Origin of the sequence: Yersinia sp. 2542 StPb PI (assembly GCF_048593855.1) — a bacterium.
Classification (GTDB): domain Bacteria; phylum Pseudomonadota; class Gammaproteobacteria; order Enterobacterales; family Enterobacteriaceae; genus Yersinia; species Yersinia enterocolitica_E.
This window is the reverse complement of the sequence record NZ_JAZGQA010000022.1, coordinates 15,645-34,129: the sequence shown is the minus strand read 5'-3', so window position 1 is coordinate 34,129 and position 18,485 is coordinate 15,645. Positions and strand designations below refer to the sequence as shown.

Genomic DNA, 18,485 nt, shown 5'->3' with positions numbered 1-18,485 from the left:
ATGACTGCATCTTAAATATTAATAATAAAAATACCCAAAATAATTGGCGTTGCAGAGACGTTAGCTGCGGCTTCAAGTTCCAAGGATACCTACGAACCCCCGGTTCTGCGCCACTTTGTTGCGCGATTAAAACCGGTCGAATAAAGCGCGACTGCCACTCTCCCCCTGCTCACTTCAGGCTGGGGGAATATTGCTGCCAAATAGGTTGGTCATTACCCTTAGCGCCCTACCGGGCGCTATGCCTCTCTCACCCGTGCACAGATGATTAACGCCAGAATAGCTAATCCCATCGCCACCACATATACCGAATTATGGCCCCAGGTTTCGGTCAATACCCCTTGCAGAACCCCAGCCAGAATCACCCCAGTGGAAATGCTATTGGTAAACAGCGTGGTTGCTGCTCCGGCTCTGCCTGGCATTAAATCCTGAAAATAGAGCATGCCAATCCCGGCGACAATACCAATAAAAATGGCATTAAAAATCTGCAATAGCATCAGTGCAGTTTTGAATTTGAATAACACCAATCCGGTATAAAACAGCACACCCGCCAGCACCGCAAACAGCATAATTTTGCGCTTACCAAAACGCCTGACCGAGTAACCCGCCAGCAGCATAATAGGGATTTCCAACCCGGCAGCAGTCCCCATCAACAGACCAGCCAACCGCTCAGGCAACCCCAAGTTTGCTGTAATATACAGAGGCATATCAATGATGTACATGGTGTTGCAGGTCCACATCAGCATTGAAGCAATAAACAGCAACAAAACGTCTTTATCGGCAAACAAACTGCCCTGCACCACCGCTGGCGCATCTACTACCGGCTCTGCTCGCTGCACCGAGGGCAAAATAAACCACACCACCAGCGCGCTGAGGACAAAAATACCGGCGGCGATACTGAACATCAACGTAAAGCCATAATTCAGCGCTAACATAAACGACAGCGGCGGGCCGATAACCCAAGCCAATGAAAGCTGCGCACGCATAATCGAGCTAAACATCACCACTTCCCGCGCCGAGCTATCGGCATATTCTCGCGCTAAGGCGAAAATCTGCGGCATGGCGGTATTTGCTACTGCTGCCAGCAACACACCGGCGGTGATTAGCGTCAGATAGTCACGATTAAAAGCAAATAGCAGGCAGTTCCCCACCGCCATCAAGTAGCAGACCATAATTAGCTTGCGGCGGTCACCACGTAAATCTGATCGTTTGGCCAGTACAAAGCTGACGGTAATCCCGGCAATGGCATTGACGGTATAAAACAATCCCACCCACAGTGGGCGTACTTTCACTTCAGTGCTTAAGAACAAGCTTAATGTCGGTGCCTGTAACGCGCCAGCGATACCGGAAAGAAAAGCCACCACGAAGAAAGCGAGAAACACCGGGTTAATACGGCGGGAAAAGGTCAAAGCAGATTTCATTCCAGGCTCCAGCGCCAGAAATAACAATTAAACGCTATGCTACAGAAGCGGGTAGATTTATATAGAGAAAAGTATACCAGCAGCATAAATTTCACATCCAAATAATGGATGCGGCTGACCGTGTTTCAGCCTCAAGGAGGCAGGATATTATCCAAAGTCATTGGGGCTATAGCCAGGCAGCAAGCGAGCAAATCCCGATGAGCTTACTCAAGTAAGTGATTCGGGTGCGTGAACGCAGCTAACAACGCTATAGCCTTAAGGAGTCAGGATAAAAAAAGCCAGCAGGTTGTTAAGCCCACTGGCTGGTGAAAGTCACCATTACTCAGAAATTTTTGGTACACAGCAAGGCAAGACTTGGTTCATTTAACAAACATCAATATCAATTATCATCTACGACAGCTCACAAAGTGTGCTCGGTTCGGGCGATGATATCGTCTTGTGCATCTGGCGATAGCGCGGTAAAGAATGCCGAGTAACCGGCAACCCGCACCACCAGATCACGGTAGCGGTCTGGGTGCTGCTTGGCATCAAGCAATGTCTCACGCGATACAATGTTGTACTGCACATGCCAGCCCAGATACTCCTCGAAGAAGGTACGCAACATCATCATCAGCTTTTCGCGATCACGCGGGTTATCCAAAGTTGACGGATTCAGTTTTTGATTCAGTAGCACCCCGCCCAGAATAGAGGCTGTCGGCAGTTTTGACAGGGAGTTAAACACCGCAGTTGGCCCCAGATGATCAGTACCAGAAGCAGGGCTTGCTCCCTCCGCCAGCGGGCTGTGCGCTTTGCGGCCATCCGGTGTTGCCATCGTTGCCGCACCAAACGGCACGTTAGCAGAGATAGAGGACGTCCCGGCGTAATAGGTACCGCCTATCGGGCCGCGACCAAAGCGGGTATTGTGATATTGCTTCAGCTCATCAATATACGTCTGATAAGCGCGTACCAGCAGTTGGTCTACATCATCAACATCATTACCGTATTTCGGTGCTGAATTAATCAGATGTTGGCGTAATTGCTCACCGTTCAGGCCAGCAAAGTCATTCGTTAACGCCGTTGCCAGTTGCTGCTGGCCGATAAGCTGTTGTTCAAACACCAGTTTTCGTACCGCTGCCAGACTATTACCCAAATTGGCAATGCCCACCTGCAAGCCGGAAACCCAGTCATAACGCGCGCCCCCCTGCTTGATACTTTTACCGCGCTCAATACAGTCATCCACCAGTGCAGAACAGACAATATCGTGGGCATTCTCTTCCAACACCGTGTCCACCACACACTCAATTTCGATGGATTTTCGCGTGTAGTAACGAATCTGCTGATCCCATTGCGCCATCACTTGTGAGAAATCAGTGAAGTTACCCTTCGATAACCCCTGCTCTTGCGGCAAGAATACTTGCCCAGAGGTCGCATCTTTACCTTGCTCCAGCGCCGCTAGCATCACGCGAGCAAAATTAATAAAACTCATGCCGGTACAGCGATAGCCCCATTTCCCCCCCACCGCAGTTTCAATGCAACCGATGGCGGCGTAATCGTAAGCATCCTGTGGCTCTACACCCAATTTAATAAATTCAGGAATAACAATTTCATCATTATTAAATGCAGGCATACCAAAGCCGCAGCGAATGACCTGCACACAGGCATCGAGGAAATCATCACTGATACCGGCATGGTAGCGCACGCTGAGATTCGGCTGAGTTGAACGTAAACGGCCGCAAGACTCCAACACCGCATAAGAGAGCGGGTTAACCGCATCAATCGCTTTACCCTGCACCAGCTTCTGCCCACCAATAGTGACATTCTGATACAACGGGCTGCCTGCCGAGGCTTTAGAGTGCGAACCGGAACGGATCTTGTTCACTTCCAACAACTTGAGCCAGCAGCTATGCAACATCTCAATGGCTTTTTCGCGACTAAGGGTATTTTCCAGCTCCACGTCACGGCGATACCACGGATAGAGGTATTGGTCGAGGCGGCCAAAGGAAACCGAGTGGCCGTTAGATTCAATTTGCAGCATCAATTGGATGAAATAGCACAACTGCAAGGCTTGCCAGAAGGTCTGTGGCGGCTGGTGAGCAATCAGCTCGCAGTTTGTGGCGATAGTTTGTAACTCAATGCGCCGCCAATCACGGCTCTCTTCTTCTGCCATTTGCCGCGCAACCGCCGCATAACGTTCGATATGCTCGCTCAGCGCCGCCAATGAAATATCAATGGCTTTAAGAAATTGCTCTTTATGCAGGTCACTCCAGTCCGTCAGTTGTAACCGTTCGCGGCGACTTGCCACTTTGCTGCGCAGGCCATCCAGTCCTTTCTCCAGCAATAACGGGAAGTTAACCGCCAAATGCGCATCGCCGGAGGTCATATTACCTTCGGCTTTTATAATGCCGGTGGTCAATAACGCTTTTTGCTCATCGGTAAACATGCCGTAGCAGCGGTCCTGCACTGTTTGGCCGCGCCACCACGGGCAGATACGGTGCAATACCGCTTTATCTGCTGCACTGACCGAGAAACCCGCACCGGGGCGATCGGCCAGCTCATCAATTTCGTTTTCAATCCAACTCACGGTGTATTCAGGGAAAATTGGCGCGGCGCGCAGCTGACTGGCCTGATTACCGATAATCAGCTCATCATTTTTGATCCAGACGGTGCGAAGCTGTAAATGATGCGCCAGCGCCAGCGCGCGCCTGACGGGGAGAGGTTTGTCCTGATGCTGCTGATAAGCCTCGGTATAATGCTGCGCTCGTTCGGTACAAACCGGCGGTTGCACAATGTGGATCAGTGCGTTTTTATGCTGTTTCGTCCGTTCACTTAGCGTTACCAAATCAAGGGTGGTCATAGCATTATCCTCGTAAAATTGCGGTCAAGCCTTTATCACGGGCATAGCTTTCCGCGAAGTGAAGCAGTTCAGGAGCATCCAAAGGTGTGCTTGCTGCCCGATACTCTTCACCCAGCAGCGAATATTTGTTGATACCCAACGTGTGATAAGGCAAAAAGTGAATCTCTTTAACGCCTATCTCATCAGCCGCAAAATCGACGATCCCTTGTATCGAGTGGCGATCTGCATTGAAATCTGGGATCAACGGCACCCGTACTGTGATGTTGGTGCCCGCAGCCGCTAACTGACGAAAGTTGTCCATCACCCGTTTAGCCGAACCTCCAGTCCACTGGCGAAAACGGTTTTCATCCGTGTGCTTTAAATCCGCCAGCATCAGATCCAGCCACGGCAAAGAGGGCGCGATGTAATGCCACGGCGTATGCAGACAAGACTCAACCGCCGTGTGGATACCAAGCTGATGACAGCGTTGCAATAACTCAGCTGCTACATCGGGTTGCATAAATGGCTCACCACCGGATAGCGTCACACCACCGCCACTGCGCCGATAAAACGGCATATCGCGCAACAGTGTTGCCATAGTGGTATCAATATCAATCGGGCTACCACACACCGTCAGTGCACCACTCGGACAACGCACGGTGAGTGCCTGAAGGTCATCCTCTTCCAGCCGTTGGCGCGTGATAACAATGCAATCGTCAATGCGCTCTATTGCCTGCGGGCAGGTCTGTCGGCACAACTCACAACCTGATAAGCACAGGCGCGAGTCAAATAACACCTCCGCTTTACGTGATCGGCTTTCCGGGTTTTGGCACCAACGGCAACTCAGCGAACAGCCTTTCAGGAATACCACACTGCGAATACCGGGGCCGTCATGGGTGGAATAACGCTGTAAATTAAAAATCATTTATTCCTCCCGTTGGCGGCATTGCCACGATAACCCGCTTTCATTGGCAATCAGTATCTGCGTAATATAGGGAAAGAAAAATTGATGAAATTTGCCGTGGAGTTCCTCTTTTATGTCTGCCTCACGTCTACAACAGCAGTTTATTCGCCTCTGGCAACGTTTTAATGGCCAGCCGACGGAAACCACCTTGCAGGAGCTGGCAGACGTGCTCAGTTGTTCACGCCGCCATGTACGATCCTTGCTGGGCAGCATGCAGCAAGAGGGTTGGCTAAGCTGGCAGGCTGAAGCGGGTCGCGGTAAACGCTCACAACTGGCCTTCCTCTACTCCGGGTTGGCACTGCAACAACAGCGGGCCGAAGAGCTGCTGGAACAGGACCATATCGATCAGTTAGTGCAGTTGGTAGGGGATAAAAAAGCAGTGCGCCAAATGCTGCTATCCCAGTTGGGGCGCAGTTTCCGCCAAGGGAAACACATCCTACGGGTGCTCTATTATCGCCCGCTACAAAACCTGCTGCCCGGTACCGCGCTGCGCCGCTCCGAAACGCATATAGTGCGGCAGATTTTTAATGGCCTGACACGCATAAATGAGGAAAATGGGGAACTAGAACCGGATTTATCCCATCACTGGCAAGCTATCAGCCCGTTGCATTGGCGTTTTTATTTGCGCCCTGCCATCCATTTTCACCATGGCCGTGAACTGGAAATGGATGATGTCATCAGCAGCCTGACCCGGCTGATTCCACAGCCCTTGTTCTCTCATATCACCGCCGTGCGCTCACCAACGCCCTATGTGATTGATATCCATCTAAGTTGCCCGGATCACTGGTTGCCATGGTTGTTGGGTAGTGTTCACGCCATGATTTTGCCGCAAGAGTGGGAGAATCAACCCGACTTCCGCCGCCATCCTATTGGTACCGGCCCCTACTCGGTGATTAGAAATCACCATAATCAGTTGAAGATACAGGCTTTTGATAACTATTTTGGTTTCCGCGCACTGATTGATGAGGTCAATATCTGGGTGCTACCTGAGTTGTCTGAGGAGCTGGTTTATTCCGGTGTGCAATTGCAGGCTGACGATACCAGTAAAAACGAGCTGGAAAGTCGGCTGGAGGAAGGCTGCTATTTTTTACTGTTTGATCAGCGATCGCCTCAGACCAGTAACCCAGAGATCCGCCGCTGGTTGTGTGAGTTGATAACACCGGTCGCCCTGCTCAGCCATGCAGATCCTTTCTATCAACGCTACTGGTCACCGGCCTACGGCATGCTGCCCCGCTGGCATCACAACCGACTAACCACCCTTGAGCCAAAGCCCGTAGGGCTGACCGAATTGACGCTGACATTTTACAGCGAGCATTCCGAGTTTGACGCCATCAGCCAAACATTAACCACATTGTTGGCGGCACACGGCGTCACACTGGTGATACAAGTGTTGGATTATGTCAGTTGGTATCAGGGCGATGCACAGAGTGATATCTGGCTTGGCAGCGCGAATTTCTATCTGCCACTGGAGTTCTCCCTGTTTGCCACCCTGTACGAACTGCCGCTACTACAACATTGTTTGGATGAAAAACTGCATCAGGATGTTGAATTATGGCGAAATAATACCCTGCCGATGGCGGATTGGAGCCAACGGTTGGTTAGCCAGAATCAATTCCACCCACTGTTCCATCATTGGTTAGAATTATATGGGCAGCACAGTATGCGCGGGGTGCGCATGAACACGCTCGGCTGGTTTGATTTCAAATCGGCCTGGTTTACACCACCAGAGGGCTAACCTGCTTTCATCCGCCCAGATTAGTCTCTACAATGGCGTTGTCTCAACGGGGTGCGGAAAAACTGTTGTGGTCGTGTCCAGAATTCATGCTGGTTCGTTCCATTAACAATGAAACAAAAACGTCGCGAGGTAGGTTCAGTCGGAGGCGGACAGCACGCAGAAACCGGAGCGTACAAGTAGTACGTGAGGATTTCGAGTACTGCCCAACACCGGATCAACCTAACCGCAGCAAGTTTTTCGCTGAGAGCAAACCCGTCGAACCTGATCCGGCTAACACCGGCGGAGGGATTTGAGAAAAATAACGCTGCATTATCATGATATCGCTGTTATTTACCGCCTCAGATACCTTTGCCACCTTTATTGTTAAGGAGTGCAAAGTGTTTAAACGCATTATTCCCTGCTTGTTTTTGCTATCTGCCGCTGCGGTGGCCGCCGATAAACCGACACTGACGGTTTACACCTATGACTCCTTTGCCGCCGACTGGGGTCCAGGGCCTGCGATTAAAAAAGCCTTTGAAGCCGAGTGTGATTGCCAGCTTAAATTTGTGGCGCTGGAAGACGGTGTTTCATTACTGAATCGCCTGCGGATGGAAGGTAAAAACAGTCAGGCTGACGTGATTTTAGGATTGGATAATAATCTGGTGCAGGCGGCAGAACAAACTGGATTATTCGCACCAAGTCAGGTGGATACCGCGAACCTTACTCTCCCGGAGAAGTGGCAGAATAAGACTTTCGTCCCGTACGATTATGGCTATTTCGCCTTTGTGTATAACAAAGACAAACTGAAAAATCCGCCGAAGAGGTTGCAAGAATTAGTTGATAGCAAAGAGCCGTGGAAAGTGATTTATCAAGACCCGCGCACCAGTACCCCGGGCCTTGGTCTGATGCTGTGGATGCAGAAAGTGTATGGTGATAAAGCGCCACAGGCATGGCAGCAACTGGCGAAAAAAACCGTCACCGTTACCAAGGGTTGGAGCGAAGCTTATGGCTTGTTCCTGAAAGGTGAAGGGGATTTGGTGCTGAGCTATACCACTTCTCCGGCTTATCATCTGATTGAAGAGAAGAAAAGCAACTATGCAGCGGCTAATTTCAGCGAAGGCCACTATCTGCAAGTCGAAGTCGCAGGCTTAGTTGCCTCGAGCAAACAGCCGCAACTGGCACAGCGCTTTATGCAATTTATTGTGACGCCAGCATTCCAGGACCATATTCCCACCGGTAATTGGATGTATCCGGTGATTAAAATGGATTTGCCGGCTGGGTTTGAAACCCTTACCGTGCCACAAAAAGCGTTGCAATTTGATGCTAAAGATGTGGCAGATAATCGCGGCAAATGGATTCAGGCATGGCAATCCGCCGTCAGCCACTGATCCCTCCATGGTTGTGGCCAGGGCTACTGGCGGCCTTACTGATAGTCGGTGTCGCCTTACTGGCGTTCACCGCTATCTGGCGTCACGCGCCTGCGGCAGACTGGCACAGTATCTGGCATGACCGCTATCTGTGGCATGTGATCCGCTTTACCTTTTGGCAGGCATTCTTATCCGCCCTGCTGTCAGTCATCCCTGCCATTTTCTTAGCACGAGCCCTGTATCGCCGCCGCTTTCCCGGCCGACAACTGATGTTGCGTTTATGCGCCATGACACTGGTGCTACCGGTGTTAGTGGCGCTGTTTGGTATTCTGACGGTTTATGGCCGTCAGGGTTGGCTGGCAGCCCTGTTTAGCTGGCTGGGGGTTGATTACCGCTTCTCACCTTATGGTTTACAGGGCATTTTGCTGGCACATATCTTCTTCAATATGCCACTGGCGACTCGCTTGCTATTGCAGTCACTGGACAGCATCGCGGTTGAACAACGCCAGTTAGCCGCACAACTGGGGATGAATGGCTGGCAGCACTTGCGCTGGGTTGAATGGCCCTATCTGCGCCGCCAAATCCTGCCAACCGCGGCGTTGATTTTTATGCTCTGTTTTGCCAGTTTTGCCACCGTGCTGTCACTGGGTGGCGGGCCGCAAGCCACCACTATCGAGCTGGCCATCTATCAGGCACTCAGTTATGACTACGATCTGGGGCGTGCGGCCTTATTGGCGCTAATCCAACTGGGTTGCTGTCTGGGTTTAGTGGTGCTAAGCCTGCGGTTAAACACAGTATTGGCAGTAGGTAATACTCACGGTCAAATTTGGCGTAGTCAGCAGGATAGCTATTGGTCTCGCATCAGCGACACCCTGTTAATTGGTACTGCTTTGCTATTGATGGTGCCGCCATTGCTAGCGGTAGTGATTGATGGCAGTAATCAAACTATGGTGACGGTGCTACAACAAACTGCGCTATGGCAAGCCTTCTTTACCTCATTGACTATCGCTATCGGGGCGGGGTTGCTGTGCGTGACACTCACGATGATGTTGTTGTGGAGCAGCCGTGAACTGAAACTGCGCCAACGGATGGCCTGTGGGCAGGCACTGGAAGTCAGTGGTATGGTGATTCTGGCGATGCCGGGCATTGTCCTGGCGACCGGCTTCTTTTTATTGCTCAACGATACCTTTGGCTTGCCACAATCCCCTTACGGGCTGGTTATCCTCACCAACGCACTGATGGCTGTGCCCTACGCACTAAAAGTGTTGGATAACCCAATGCGGGATCTGGCTGAACGCTACACGCCGCTGTGTTTATCACTGGATATTCGTGGCTGGCACCGTGTGCGCCTGATTGAATTAAGGGCACTAAAACGCCCGCTGGCTCAAGCACTTGCCTTTGCCTGTGTGCTATCGATTGGTGATTTTGGTGTGGTGGCACTGTTTGGCAATGAGCACTTCCGCACGCTGCCGTTTTACCTTTACCAGCAGATAGGTTCTTATCGCAGCAACGACGGTGCAGTTACCGCCCTACTGCTGTTGTTACTCTGTTTCTTGCTGTTTACTCTTATTGAACGACTGCCGAGCCGCCATGTTAAAGCTTGAGAAAATCACCTATTTGTATGACCACTTACCGATGCGTTTCGATTTGCATATTCAGCCCGGTGAGCGGGTGGCGATTCTTGGCCCAAGTGGTGCTGGCAAAAGTACCCTGTTAAGCCTGATTGCTGGTTTTCTCGCCCCCGCCAGTGGACGTATACTACTGAATAATCAGGATAATACGGCAACAGCCCCCGCCGAGCGGCCAGTATCGATGCTGTTTCAGGAGAACAATCTGTTCTCACACTTGACCGTCGCACAGAATATCGGGTTGGGTTTACATCCGGGGTTGAAACTCAGCCATGAGCAAAAGTTACTGTTACGCCAGATTGCCCAGCAGGTTGGACTGGAAGATTGCCTTGAGAGGTTACCCGCACAACTTTCCGGCGGCCAACGTCAGCGGGCAGCATTGGCACGCTGTTTAGTGCGTAGTCAGCCAATCCTGCTACTGGATGAGCCATTTTCCGCGCTCGACCCTGCGTTGCGCAATGAGATGCTGCAATTGGTCGATCACGTCTGTACCCATCGGCAACTGACATTACTGATGGTGTCACACAATTTGGATGATGCCGCCCGCATCGCCGATCGGACATTGCTCATTGTCGATGGCCGTATTTACTACGACGGCCCAACCCAGGCGCTGGTTAACGGCAGTGCCCCCGAAGCCAGTGTGCTGGGCATTACTACCCGACCATAATAACTTGTATACCCAAGGGGATTACCCAGCGAGAACCTTCCACAACAGATGACGATAAATCGGCATAATGGGCTGCATATGCAGCCAGGCAAAGCTGGCAATCGCTGCCACCATAGCCAGCACCGTCACCCAGCGCAGGCGAGCCAGTGGTAACCATTGGCTCAGGCGGTCGGGGCTACGTTTGCCAAACCGCCACCAGCGCCATGATAGCCACAGTGCCAACCAAATCAGCATCACCACCACAAATAGCAACCACTTAAACATATAGCTATTGGCGCTCGGTGGGATATCAATAGCAACACCTGCCAGTATGCCTGGGAAAAAGTAGAGCGGTGGCCAGGTCAGGCAGCCAATCACGTTGGGCAAGGCAAATTTTGCCGGTGGCAGGTTGAGCATGCCAGCAACCATCGGGACAATAGGCCGTGCCGGGCCGATAAAGCGCCCCAGTAGGACTGTTGCCATACTGTGGTTATGCAGCGCATGCTCAGTTTTATCCAGCATCGACTTATGCTTTTTCAGGAAGGACCAGCGGTGCAACGGTTCTTTAAAGCGCCGACCGATAAAATACGAGATCCAATCCCCCAGTAGGCAGCCGACAGTTGCAGCAGCCCAGGCCGAGTAAAAACCGACTTCACCACTGCCAATCAACGCCCCCACACTGGTCATCATTACCGTGCCGGGAAGCAACATCCCCACCAGTGCTAATGATTCGAGAAAAGTAACGAACATGACGATAAATAGCGTGAAAGCCAGAGATTGCGTCAATAAATGTAATAAATAGGCTTCCATAGAGTTGTCCGTTGGTTAACACCCAAGGTTCAGGGCGGAGGATTGTCCGGTGTGTCGTGAAATGAGTCAATCAACAAATTTCCCCTTCGTCCTTGAAGCCGCAGGGTTGTTAGCTGCGCTTACTCACCCAAATCACTTACTGGCCGTTGACCTTAAAATGAATAGACTCATCGGGATTAGACCACTTGCTGCCTACCTGCAACTCCAATGACTTTGGGTATACATGGAGCGAATGGAAATCATCATTAAAATAGACAAATACTGTATAAATAACCATACTAAGATAGCATAAACTCTCAGGCGTAATTGTTGCCGTCAGTTTGGATGGGGACAGCGCGGAGAAACCGGAGCGTACACGTAGTACGTGAGGATATCGAGCACTGCCCAAGTTCAAAATGACAAATAAAATAGCCTGTACATTACCTATAAAGGTTAGCATTGTGGCGCAACATCGTCAGGGCTTCCTGCTCACTCGCCATTGGCGCGACACGCAGGCAGGCACCGAAGTTGAATTCTGGTTAGCTACCGATGAAGGGCCGCAGCAAGTCAGGCTGCCGCCGCAACCCTCGGTGGCATTTATCCCGGCCGAACAACGGCAACGGGCTGAAACCGTGCTGCGTGATGAACGCCGCTGGCAGTTGCGCCCACTTGAACTGACCGATTTCCATCAGCGCCCGGTGCTGGGCCTGTATTGCAGCCAACATCGTCAATTAATTCGTTTGGAGAAACTGCTGCGCGAAAGTGGTGTAAATGTCTATGAAGGTGATATTCGCCCACCAGAACGGTTTCTGATGGAACGATTTATTACCGCGCCGGTGTGGTTCAGCGGTGATGACAATAACCATGGCCCGCTGCTTAATACCCAAATGAAACCGGCCGAGGATTATCGTCCGACACTGAAACTGCTGTCGCTGGATATCGAAACCAGTGAACATGGCGAGCTGTACTGTATTGGGCTGGAAGGATGCGGCCAGCGTCAGGTTTACATGTTGGGGCCACCTAACGGTGATACGGTTGAAAGTGCGGCGCTGGATTTCAATCTGGAATACGTCGCCAGCCGCCCACAGTTGTTGGAAAAACTAAACCAGTGGCTGGCAGTGCATGATCCCGATGCCATTATCGGCTGGAATCTGGTGCAGTTCGACTTACGTGTTCTGCAAAAACACGCTGACCGCTATCAGATCCCACTGCGCTTTGGCCGTGGTGGCAACCTGCTGGAATGGCGTGAACACGGCTTTAAACAAGGGCACTTTTTTGCCTCGGCAGCCGGTCGATTGATTATCGACGGGATTGAGGCGCTAAAATCCGCCACCTGGAATTTCCCGTCATTTAGTCTGGAATCTGTTTCGCAAACCCTGCTGGGCGAAGGCAAAGCCAGCGACAGCCCTTATCAACGAATGGATGAAATCAATCAACGTTTCGCCCATGACAAACCGGCACTGGCGCGCTATAACCTGAAAGATTGCGAGCTGGTGACACGGATTTTTGCCAAGACCGAGCTGCTCAGCTTCCTGTTGGAACGTGCCACGGTGACGGGGTTAGCCGCGGATCGTAGCGGTGGCTCCGTGGCAGCGTTCACCCATCTTTACCTGCCACGGATGCACCGCATCGGCTATGTCGCCCCCAATTTAGGAGAGTTGCCAGAAGAGCACAGCCCCGGTGGTTTTGTGATGGACTCCCAACCCGGCTTGTATGACTCGGTATTGGTGCTTGACTATAAAAGCCTGTATCCGTCGATTATTCGCACCTTTTTAATCGATCCGGTCGGGTTAGTGGCAGGTATGGCTCAGCCTGATGAACAGCACTCAGTGCCGGGATTTCGCGGTGCCTGGTTCTCGCGCGAGAAACACTGTTTGCCCGCCATCGTTAACCAAATCTGGCAGGGCCGGGAAGAGGCTAAACGTCAGAAAAACAAACCGTTATCACAAGCACTGAAGATCATTATGAACGCCTTTTATGGCGTATTGGGTTCCAGCGGCTGCCGCTTTTTCGATCCCAGACTGGCATCGTCTATCACCTTGCGCGGCCATGACATCATGCGCCAGACCCGCGAGCTCATTGAAGCACAGGGCTATCAGGTGATTTATGGTGATACCGATTCAACCTTCGTCTGGCTGAAAAATGCTCACAGTGAAGAGCAGGCATCACAGATAGGTAAAGAGTTGGTACGCCAGGTCAATCTATGGTGGAAAGATCATATACAACAAACCTTTAATCTACCCTGCGCCCTGGAACTGGAATTTGAAACTCACTATCGACGTTTTCTGATGCCTACCATCCGGGGTGCCGAGCAAGGCAGTAAAAAACGCTATGCCGGGCTGATTTCTACGCCCGAGGGTGATCAGATGGTGTACAAAGGGTTGGAAACCGTGCGCACTGACTGGACACCACTGGCACAGCAATTTCAGCGAGAATTGTATCTGCGCATTTTTCAGCGGCAACCCTATCAGGATTATCTGCGGGATTACGTAGCGCGAACCCTGAATGGCGAATTAGATGAACAGCTAGTTTACCGCAAACGTCTACGCCGACGGCTGGATGACTATCAGCGTAATGTGCCACCTCACGCCAGAGCGGCACGCTTGGCGGATGAGTTTAACCGCAAGCTCGGTCGCCCGCTGCAATATCAAAATGGGGGCTGGATAAGCTATGTCATGACCACCGCTGGCCCCGAACCCCTTGAGATTCGGCAATCCCCTATCGACTACGATCACTACCTGACACGACAGTTGCAACCGGTAGCAGACGCTATACTTCCTTTTATGCACGATGACTTCACCACCTTAATAACAGGCCAGATGGGGCTATTCTGATACTTATACCCTAGATAATTCGAGTGCAGGAAGACGGCAAATGAGCGACAAATTGGTGGTAAACCATTTTAACAGCGCTTGCTCTGGCCCGTAGGGTGAGCCTCTGATGAGGCTCATAATCCCAAGAGCTTATTAATTTTAAGATCAAGAGCAGTAAGTGACTGGGGTAAACTGCGGCCGCCAACGCACATGCAGCTTGAAGTATGACGGGTATTTTACAGGTGACGAAACGCTCCGCTTCCATTACCATAGCGCCCTTGCCAAAATTCGCATTAATCACATTACATAACCGCTAGCCGTAATACTCCTTCTTATTGGGTGCTGCCTGTAGATGCCACATTTTCAGACAGACTCTCAGGCCGCATCGCCTGCGCGGAGGGTAGACTATTGCCAGTGGTTTTATGATATTTGGCTGCCACTAATTATTTATAACCAGATAATTTAAAAAGCATTTCCTTAACTGTCCAACAAAAAATCGAGCCGATAATTTATGCCTTTTACACTTGGTCAACGCTGGATCAGCGACACAGAAAGCGAACTTGGATTGGGTACTGTCGTTGCCATCGACGTACGCATGATTACCTTACTGTTTCCCGCAACCGGTGAAAACCGCCTTTACGCTAGAAATGATTCGCCAATCACCCGCGTCATGTTCAATCCGGGCGATACCATCACCAACCACGAAGGCTGGCAGCTAAAAGTGGAAGAAGTGACTCATGAAAATGGGCTGATTACTTATATTGGGACCCGTTTGGATACTGAGGAAACCGGCGTCTCAATGCGTGAAGTGTTGCTCGATAGCAAACTGACGTTTAGCAAACCGCAGGATCGGCTATTTGCCGGTCAGATCGATCGTATGGATCGCTTTGCCCTGCGTTTTCGTGCTCGTAAATATCAAAGTGAGCAGTTCCGTCTGCCATGGAGTGGGTTACGCGGTATCCGTGCCAGCCTGATCCCACACCAATTACATATCGCCTATGAAGTGGGTCAGCGCCATGCACCAAGGGTATTATTGGCCGATGAAGTAGGTTTAGGTAAAACCATCGAAGCCGGGATGATCATTCACCAACAGCTGTTATCAGGCCGTGCTGAACGTATCCTGATTGTAGTGCCAGAAAGCCTACAACATCAGTGGTTGGTGGAAATGTTGCGCCGCTTCAATTTGCGCTTCTCACTGTTTGATGACAGCCGCTACTCCGAAGCCCTGCTCGACAGCACCAATCCGTTTGAAACCGAGCAGATGGTTATCTGTTCACTGGATTTTGTGCGCCGCAATAAGCAACGGCTGGAACAACTGGCAGATGCGTCTTGGGATCTGTTGGTGGTGGATGAGGCGCACCATCTGGCCTGGAGCGAAGAAGCCCCAAGTCGTGAATATCAAGTCATTGAACAATTGGCTGAGAATATCCCAGGTGTGCTGCTGTTGACCGCAACACCAGAGCAATTGGGCCAGCAGAGCCATTTTGCTCGTCTGCGTTTGCTGGATCCCGATCGCTTCCACGATTACGAAGAGTTCGTCAATGAACAGCAGAAGTATCGTCCGATTGCAGATGCTGTGACGCTGCTGCTGGGTGGTGAGCGCTTAACTGACGATAAACTGAATCTGTTGGGCGAACTCATTGATGAGCAGGATATTGAGCCCTTGCTGAAAGCGGCCAACAGCCAAAGTGCAGATAGCGAAGCCGCTCGCCAAGAGTTGGTAACAATGCTGATGGACAGACATGGTACCAGCCGGATCTTGTTCCGTAATACCCGTAATGGGGTGAAAGGCTTCCCGCACCGCGTCCTGCATCAAATCAAACTGCCATTGCCAACCCAATATCAGACGGCGATTAAAGTATCAGGCATCATGGGTGCCAAAAAAACGTTGGAAGCGCGCGCCAAAGATATGCTTTACCCGGAACAAATCTATCAGGAGTTTGAAGGGGAAAATGCCACCTGGTGGAACTTTGACCCACGGGTAGAGTGGTTACTTAACTATCTGATTGCTAACCGTAATGAGAAAGTGTTGGTTATCTGTGCCCAGGCAGCCACTGCCTTACAACTTGAACAGGTGCTACGTGAGCGTGAAGCTATTCGTGCTGCCGTGTTCCATGAAGGTTTATCACTGATAGAGCGTGACCGCGCTGCGGCCTATTTTGCCTCTGAAGAAGATGGGGCTCAGGTATTACTGTGTTCTGAGATAGGTTCAGAAGGCCGTAATTTCCAGTTTGCCTGCCAGTTGGTGATGTTCGACCTGCCGTTTAACCCGGACTTGCTGGAACAACGTATTGGCCGTCTGGACCGTATCGGTCAAAACCGCGAAATCCAGATTATGGTGCCTTATCTGGAACATACTGCGCAGGCGATATTGGTGCGTTGGTATCATGAAGGTTTGGATGCTTTCGAGCACACCTGCCCGACCGGGCGCACCATTTATGACAGTGGCTATCAAGAACTGATCGGCTATCTGGCAACGCCAAGTGAACAAGAAGGGTTGGATGAATTTATTCACGCCTGCCGTCAACAGCACGAAGAGCTGAAACTGCAACTGGAGCAAGGTCGTGATCGGCTACTGGAGATGCATTCCAACGGTGGCGAGCATGGTCAACAACTGGCGCAGATCATTGCAGATCAAGATAATGACGTTAATTTGGTTAGTTTCGCACTTAACCTGTTCGATATTGTCGGGATTAACCAAGAAGATCGCAGTGACAACCTGATCGTACTGACCCCCTCTGATCATATGCTGGTACCGGACTTCCCTGGGCTGCCGCAAGACGGCTGTACCGTGACATTCGATCGTGAACAGGCGTTATCGCGGGAAGATGCCCAGTTTGTGAGTTGGGAGCACCCGATCATCCGTAATGGTTTGGATTTGATCTTGTCCGGCGATACCGGAAGCTGTGCAGTTTCTTTATTGAAAAACAAAGCATTACCGGTAGGAACACTGTTGGCTGAATTGGTTTATGTGGTAGAAGCTCAAGCGCCGAAACACTTGCAATTAACCCGTTTCTTGCCACCCACCCCAGTGCGGATGCTGATGGACCGAAACGGCACCAATCTGGCGGCACAAGTTGAATTTGAAACCTTTAACCGTCAGTTGAATGCGGTAAACCGTCACACCTCCAGTAAGCTGGTCAACGCTGTGCAACAAGAAGTCCACGCCATGTTGCAACAAGCAGAAGCACTGGTTGAAGAGCAGGCACAACTGTTGATTGAATCGGCCAAGCACGAAGCAGATGATAAGCTGAGTACCGAACTGGCGCGTTTGGAAGCCCTGAAAGCGGTTAACCCGAATATTCGTGATGACGAAATAGAAGCACTAGAGCATAACCGTAAAATGGTACTGGAAAACCTCAATCAAGCGGGCTGGCGTTTAGATGCTATTCGCCTGGTGGTGGTCACACATCAGTAACCCTGAGTAATCATCTGTTTCTGCAATATACCCCATAGATTTCAAGATGCAGGCAGGCGACCAAGCAGCGACAAATCGGTTGGGAACCGATTTGAATAGCATTTATGCTAGCCTCAAGGATGAGGCGCATTAATCCTGATGAGCTTATACAGTCAAATGATTCGGGTTAACGAGAGCAGCCAACACACCTGTGACTTGAACGATGCAGGGTATAAATGGAGCACTAATGGAACCCTATAATCCCCCACGCGACCCTTGGCTGCACATCCTGTATCAGGATGAGCACATCATGGTGGTCAACAAACCTAGTGGGTTACTTTCTGTGCCCGGTCGCGCACCGGAGAATAAAGACAGTGTGATGACTCGTATTCAGGCTGAATTTCCGGCGGCAGAGTCCGTTCATCGGCTAGATATGGCCACCAGTGGCGTAATTATCGTGGCACTGACCAAAGCGGCTGAGCGCGAGCTTAAGCGCCAATTTCGCGAACGTGAACCGAAAAAGTCTTATATTGCCCGCGTCTGGGGGCATCTGGCCGAAGATGAAGGGCTGATAGATCTGCCGTTAATCTGTGACTGGCCAAACCGGCCAAAGCAGAAAGTCTGTTATGAAACCGGTAAATCTGCACAAACTGAGTATCTGGTGCTGTCACGCGATACTGATGGCAGCACACGAGTGAAGTTATCGCCCATCACAGGGCGCTCACACCAATTACGGGTCCATATGCTGGCGATGGGTCACCCAATCCTTGGTGATGGCTTCTACGCCCATCCAGAGGCCAAAGCGATGGCATCCCGCTTGCAGTTACATGCGCAGGAGCTGTGTATTACTCACCCTGAGTTTGGAACGGCGATGCATTTTAAATGTGAGGCGGAATTTTAATTTTTGTCGTAAGAATATTGGCCCGAAATTACCTCA

At 51.0% G+C, this 18,485-nt stretch carries 11 protein-coding genes and 1 riboswitch; of the genes, 7 read left to right on the top strand and 4 right to left on the bottom strand.

The annotated features are described in order from the left end of the window. Positions 1-236: 236 nt before the first annotated feature. The 3 genes from V1952_RS05075 to V1952_RS05065 all read right to left on the bottom strand — a co-directional run bounded on the left by V1952_RS05075 (position 237) and on the right by V1952_RS05065 (position 5,155). Positions 237-1,418, bottom strand: coding sequence for a sugar efflux transporter (locus V1952_RS05075; protein ID WP_372557994.1), 1,182 nt, complete (start codon positions 1,416-1,418; stop codon positions 237-239). A gap of 400 nt (positions 1,419-1,818) precedes the next feature. After that, positions 1,819-4,251 (bottom strand): formate C-acetyltransferase/glycerol dehydratase family glycyl radical enzyme, encoded by a 2,433-nt coding sequence (locus V1952_RS05070; RefSeq protein WP_420074412.1) that lies wholly within the window; start codon positions 4,249-4,251, stop codon positions 1,819-1,821. 4 nt (positions 4,252-4,255) lie between these two features. Next, positions 4,256-5,155 carry a glycyl-radical enzyme activating protein gene (locus V1952_RS05065; protein WP_420074411.1) on the bottom strand — a complete coding sequence of 300 codons (900 nt, stop codon included), beginning with the start codon at positions 5,153-5,155 and terminating at the stop codon, positions 4,256-4,258. 112 nt (positions 5,156-5,267) lie between these two features. Between V1952_RS05065 and sgrR the strand changes: the two genes are divergently transcribed. From sgrR to thiQ, 4 genes are all read left to right on the top strand, one after another. Further along, the gene (gene sgrR / locus V1952_RS05060) at positions 5,268-6,929 is read left to right on the top strand and encodes an HTH-type transcriptional regulator SgrR (protein WP_420074410.1); all 1,662 of its coding nucleotides are present in this window, start codon (positions 5,268-5,270) and stop codon (positions 6,927-6,929) included. 213 nt (positions 6,930-7,142) lie between these two features. After that, a riboswitch (TPP riboswitch) is annotated at positions 7,143-7,234 on the top strand. Positions 7,235-7,306: 72 nt separating this feature from the next. Continuing rightward, positions 7,307-8,296, top strand: coding sequence for a thiamine ABC transporter substrate binding subunit (thiB, locus tag V1952_RS05055; protein ID WP_420074409.1), 990 nt, complete (start codon positions 7,307-7,309; stop codon positions 8,294-8,296). Then, complete coding sequence (gene thiP, locus V1952_RS05050) at positions 8,272-9,879, top strand: thiamine/thiamine pyrophosphate ABC transporter permease ThiP (RefSeq protein ID WP_420074408.1); 1,608 nt, start codon at positions 8,272-8,274, stop codon at positions 9,877-9,879. The genes thiB and thiP overlap by 25 nt, the downstream gene beginning before the upstream one ends. Continuing rightward, complete coding sequence (gene thiQ / locus V1952_RS05045; protein ID WP_420074407.1) at positions 9,866-10,570, top strand: thiamine ABC transporter ATP-binding protein ThiQ; 705 nt, start codon at positions 9,866-9,868, stop codon at positions 10,568-10,570. The genes thiP and thiQ overlap by 14 nt, the downstream gene beginning before the upstream one ends. A 21-nt stretch (positions 10,571-10,591) precedes the next feature. Here the strand turns inward: thiQ and V1952_RS05040 are convergent, their stop codons facing one another. Then, a complete protein-coding gene (locus V1952_RS05040) occupies positions 10,592-11,359 on the bottom strand; it encodes a DedA family protein (protein ID WP_083160572.1) in 768 nt (255 codons plus the stop codon). Positions 11,360-11,799: 440 nt separating this feature from the next. Between V1952_RS05040 and V1952_RS05035 the strand changes: the two genes are divergently transcribed. The 3 genes from V1952_RS05035 to rluA all read left to right on the top strand — a co-directional run bounded on the left by V1952_RS05035 (position 11,800) and on the right by rluA (position 18,449). Next, the gene (locus tag V1952_RS05035; RefSeq protein ID WP_420074406.1) at positions 11,800-14,172 is read left to right on the top strand and encodes a DNA polymerase II; all 2,373 of its coding nucleotides are present in this window, start codon (positions 11,800-11,802) and stop codon (positions 14,170-14,172) included. 490 nt (positions 14,173-14,662) lie between these two features. Next, on the top strand, positions 14,663-17,569 hold the full coding sequence (rapA, locus tag V1952_RS05030; protein ID WP_420074405.1) for an RNA polymerase-associated protein RapA: 2,907 nt from the start codon (positions 14,663-14,665) through the stop codon (positions 17,567-17,569). A gap of 226 nt (positions 17,570-17,795) precedes the next feature. After that, positions 17,796-18,449, top strand: a complete 654-nt coding sequence (gene rluA, locus V1952_RS05025) for a bifunctional tRNA pseudouridine(32) synthase/23S rRNA pseudouridine(746) synthase RluA (RefSeq protein WP_372557985.1) — start codon at positions 17,796-17,798, stop codon at positions 18,447-18,449. Positions 18,450-18,485 lie beyond the last annotated feature (36 nt).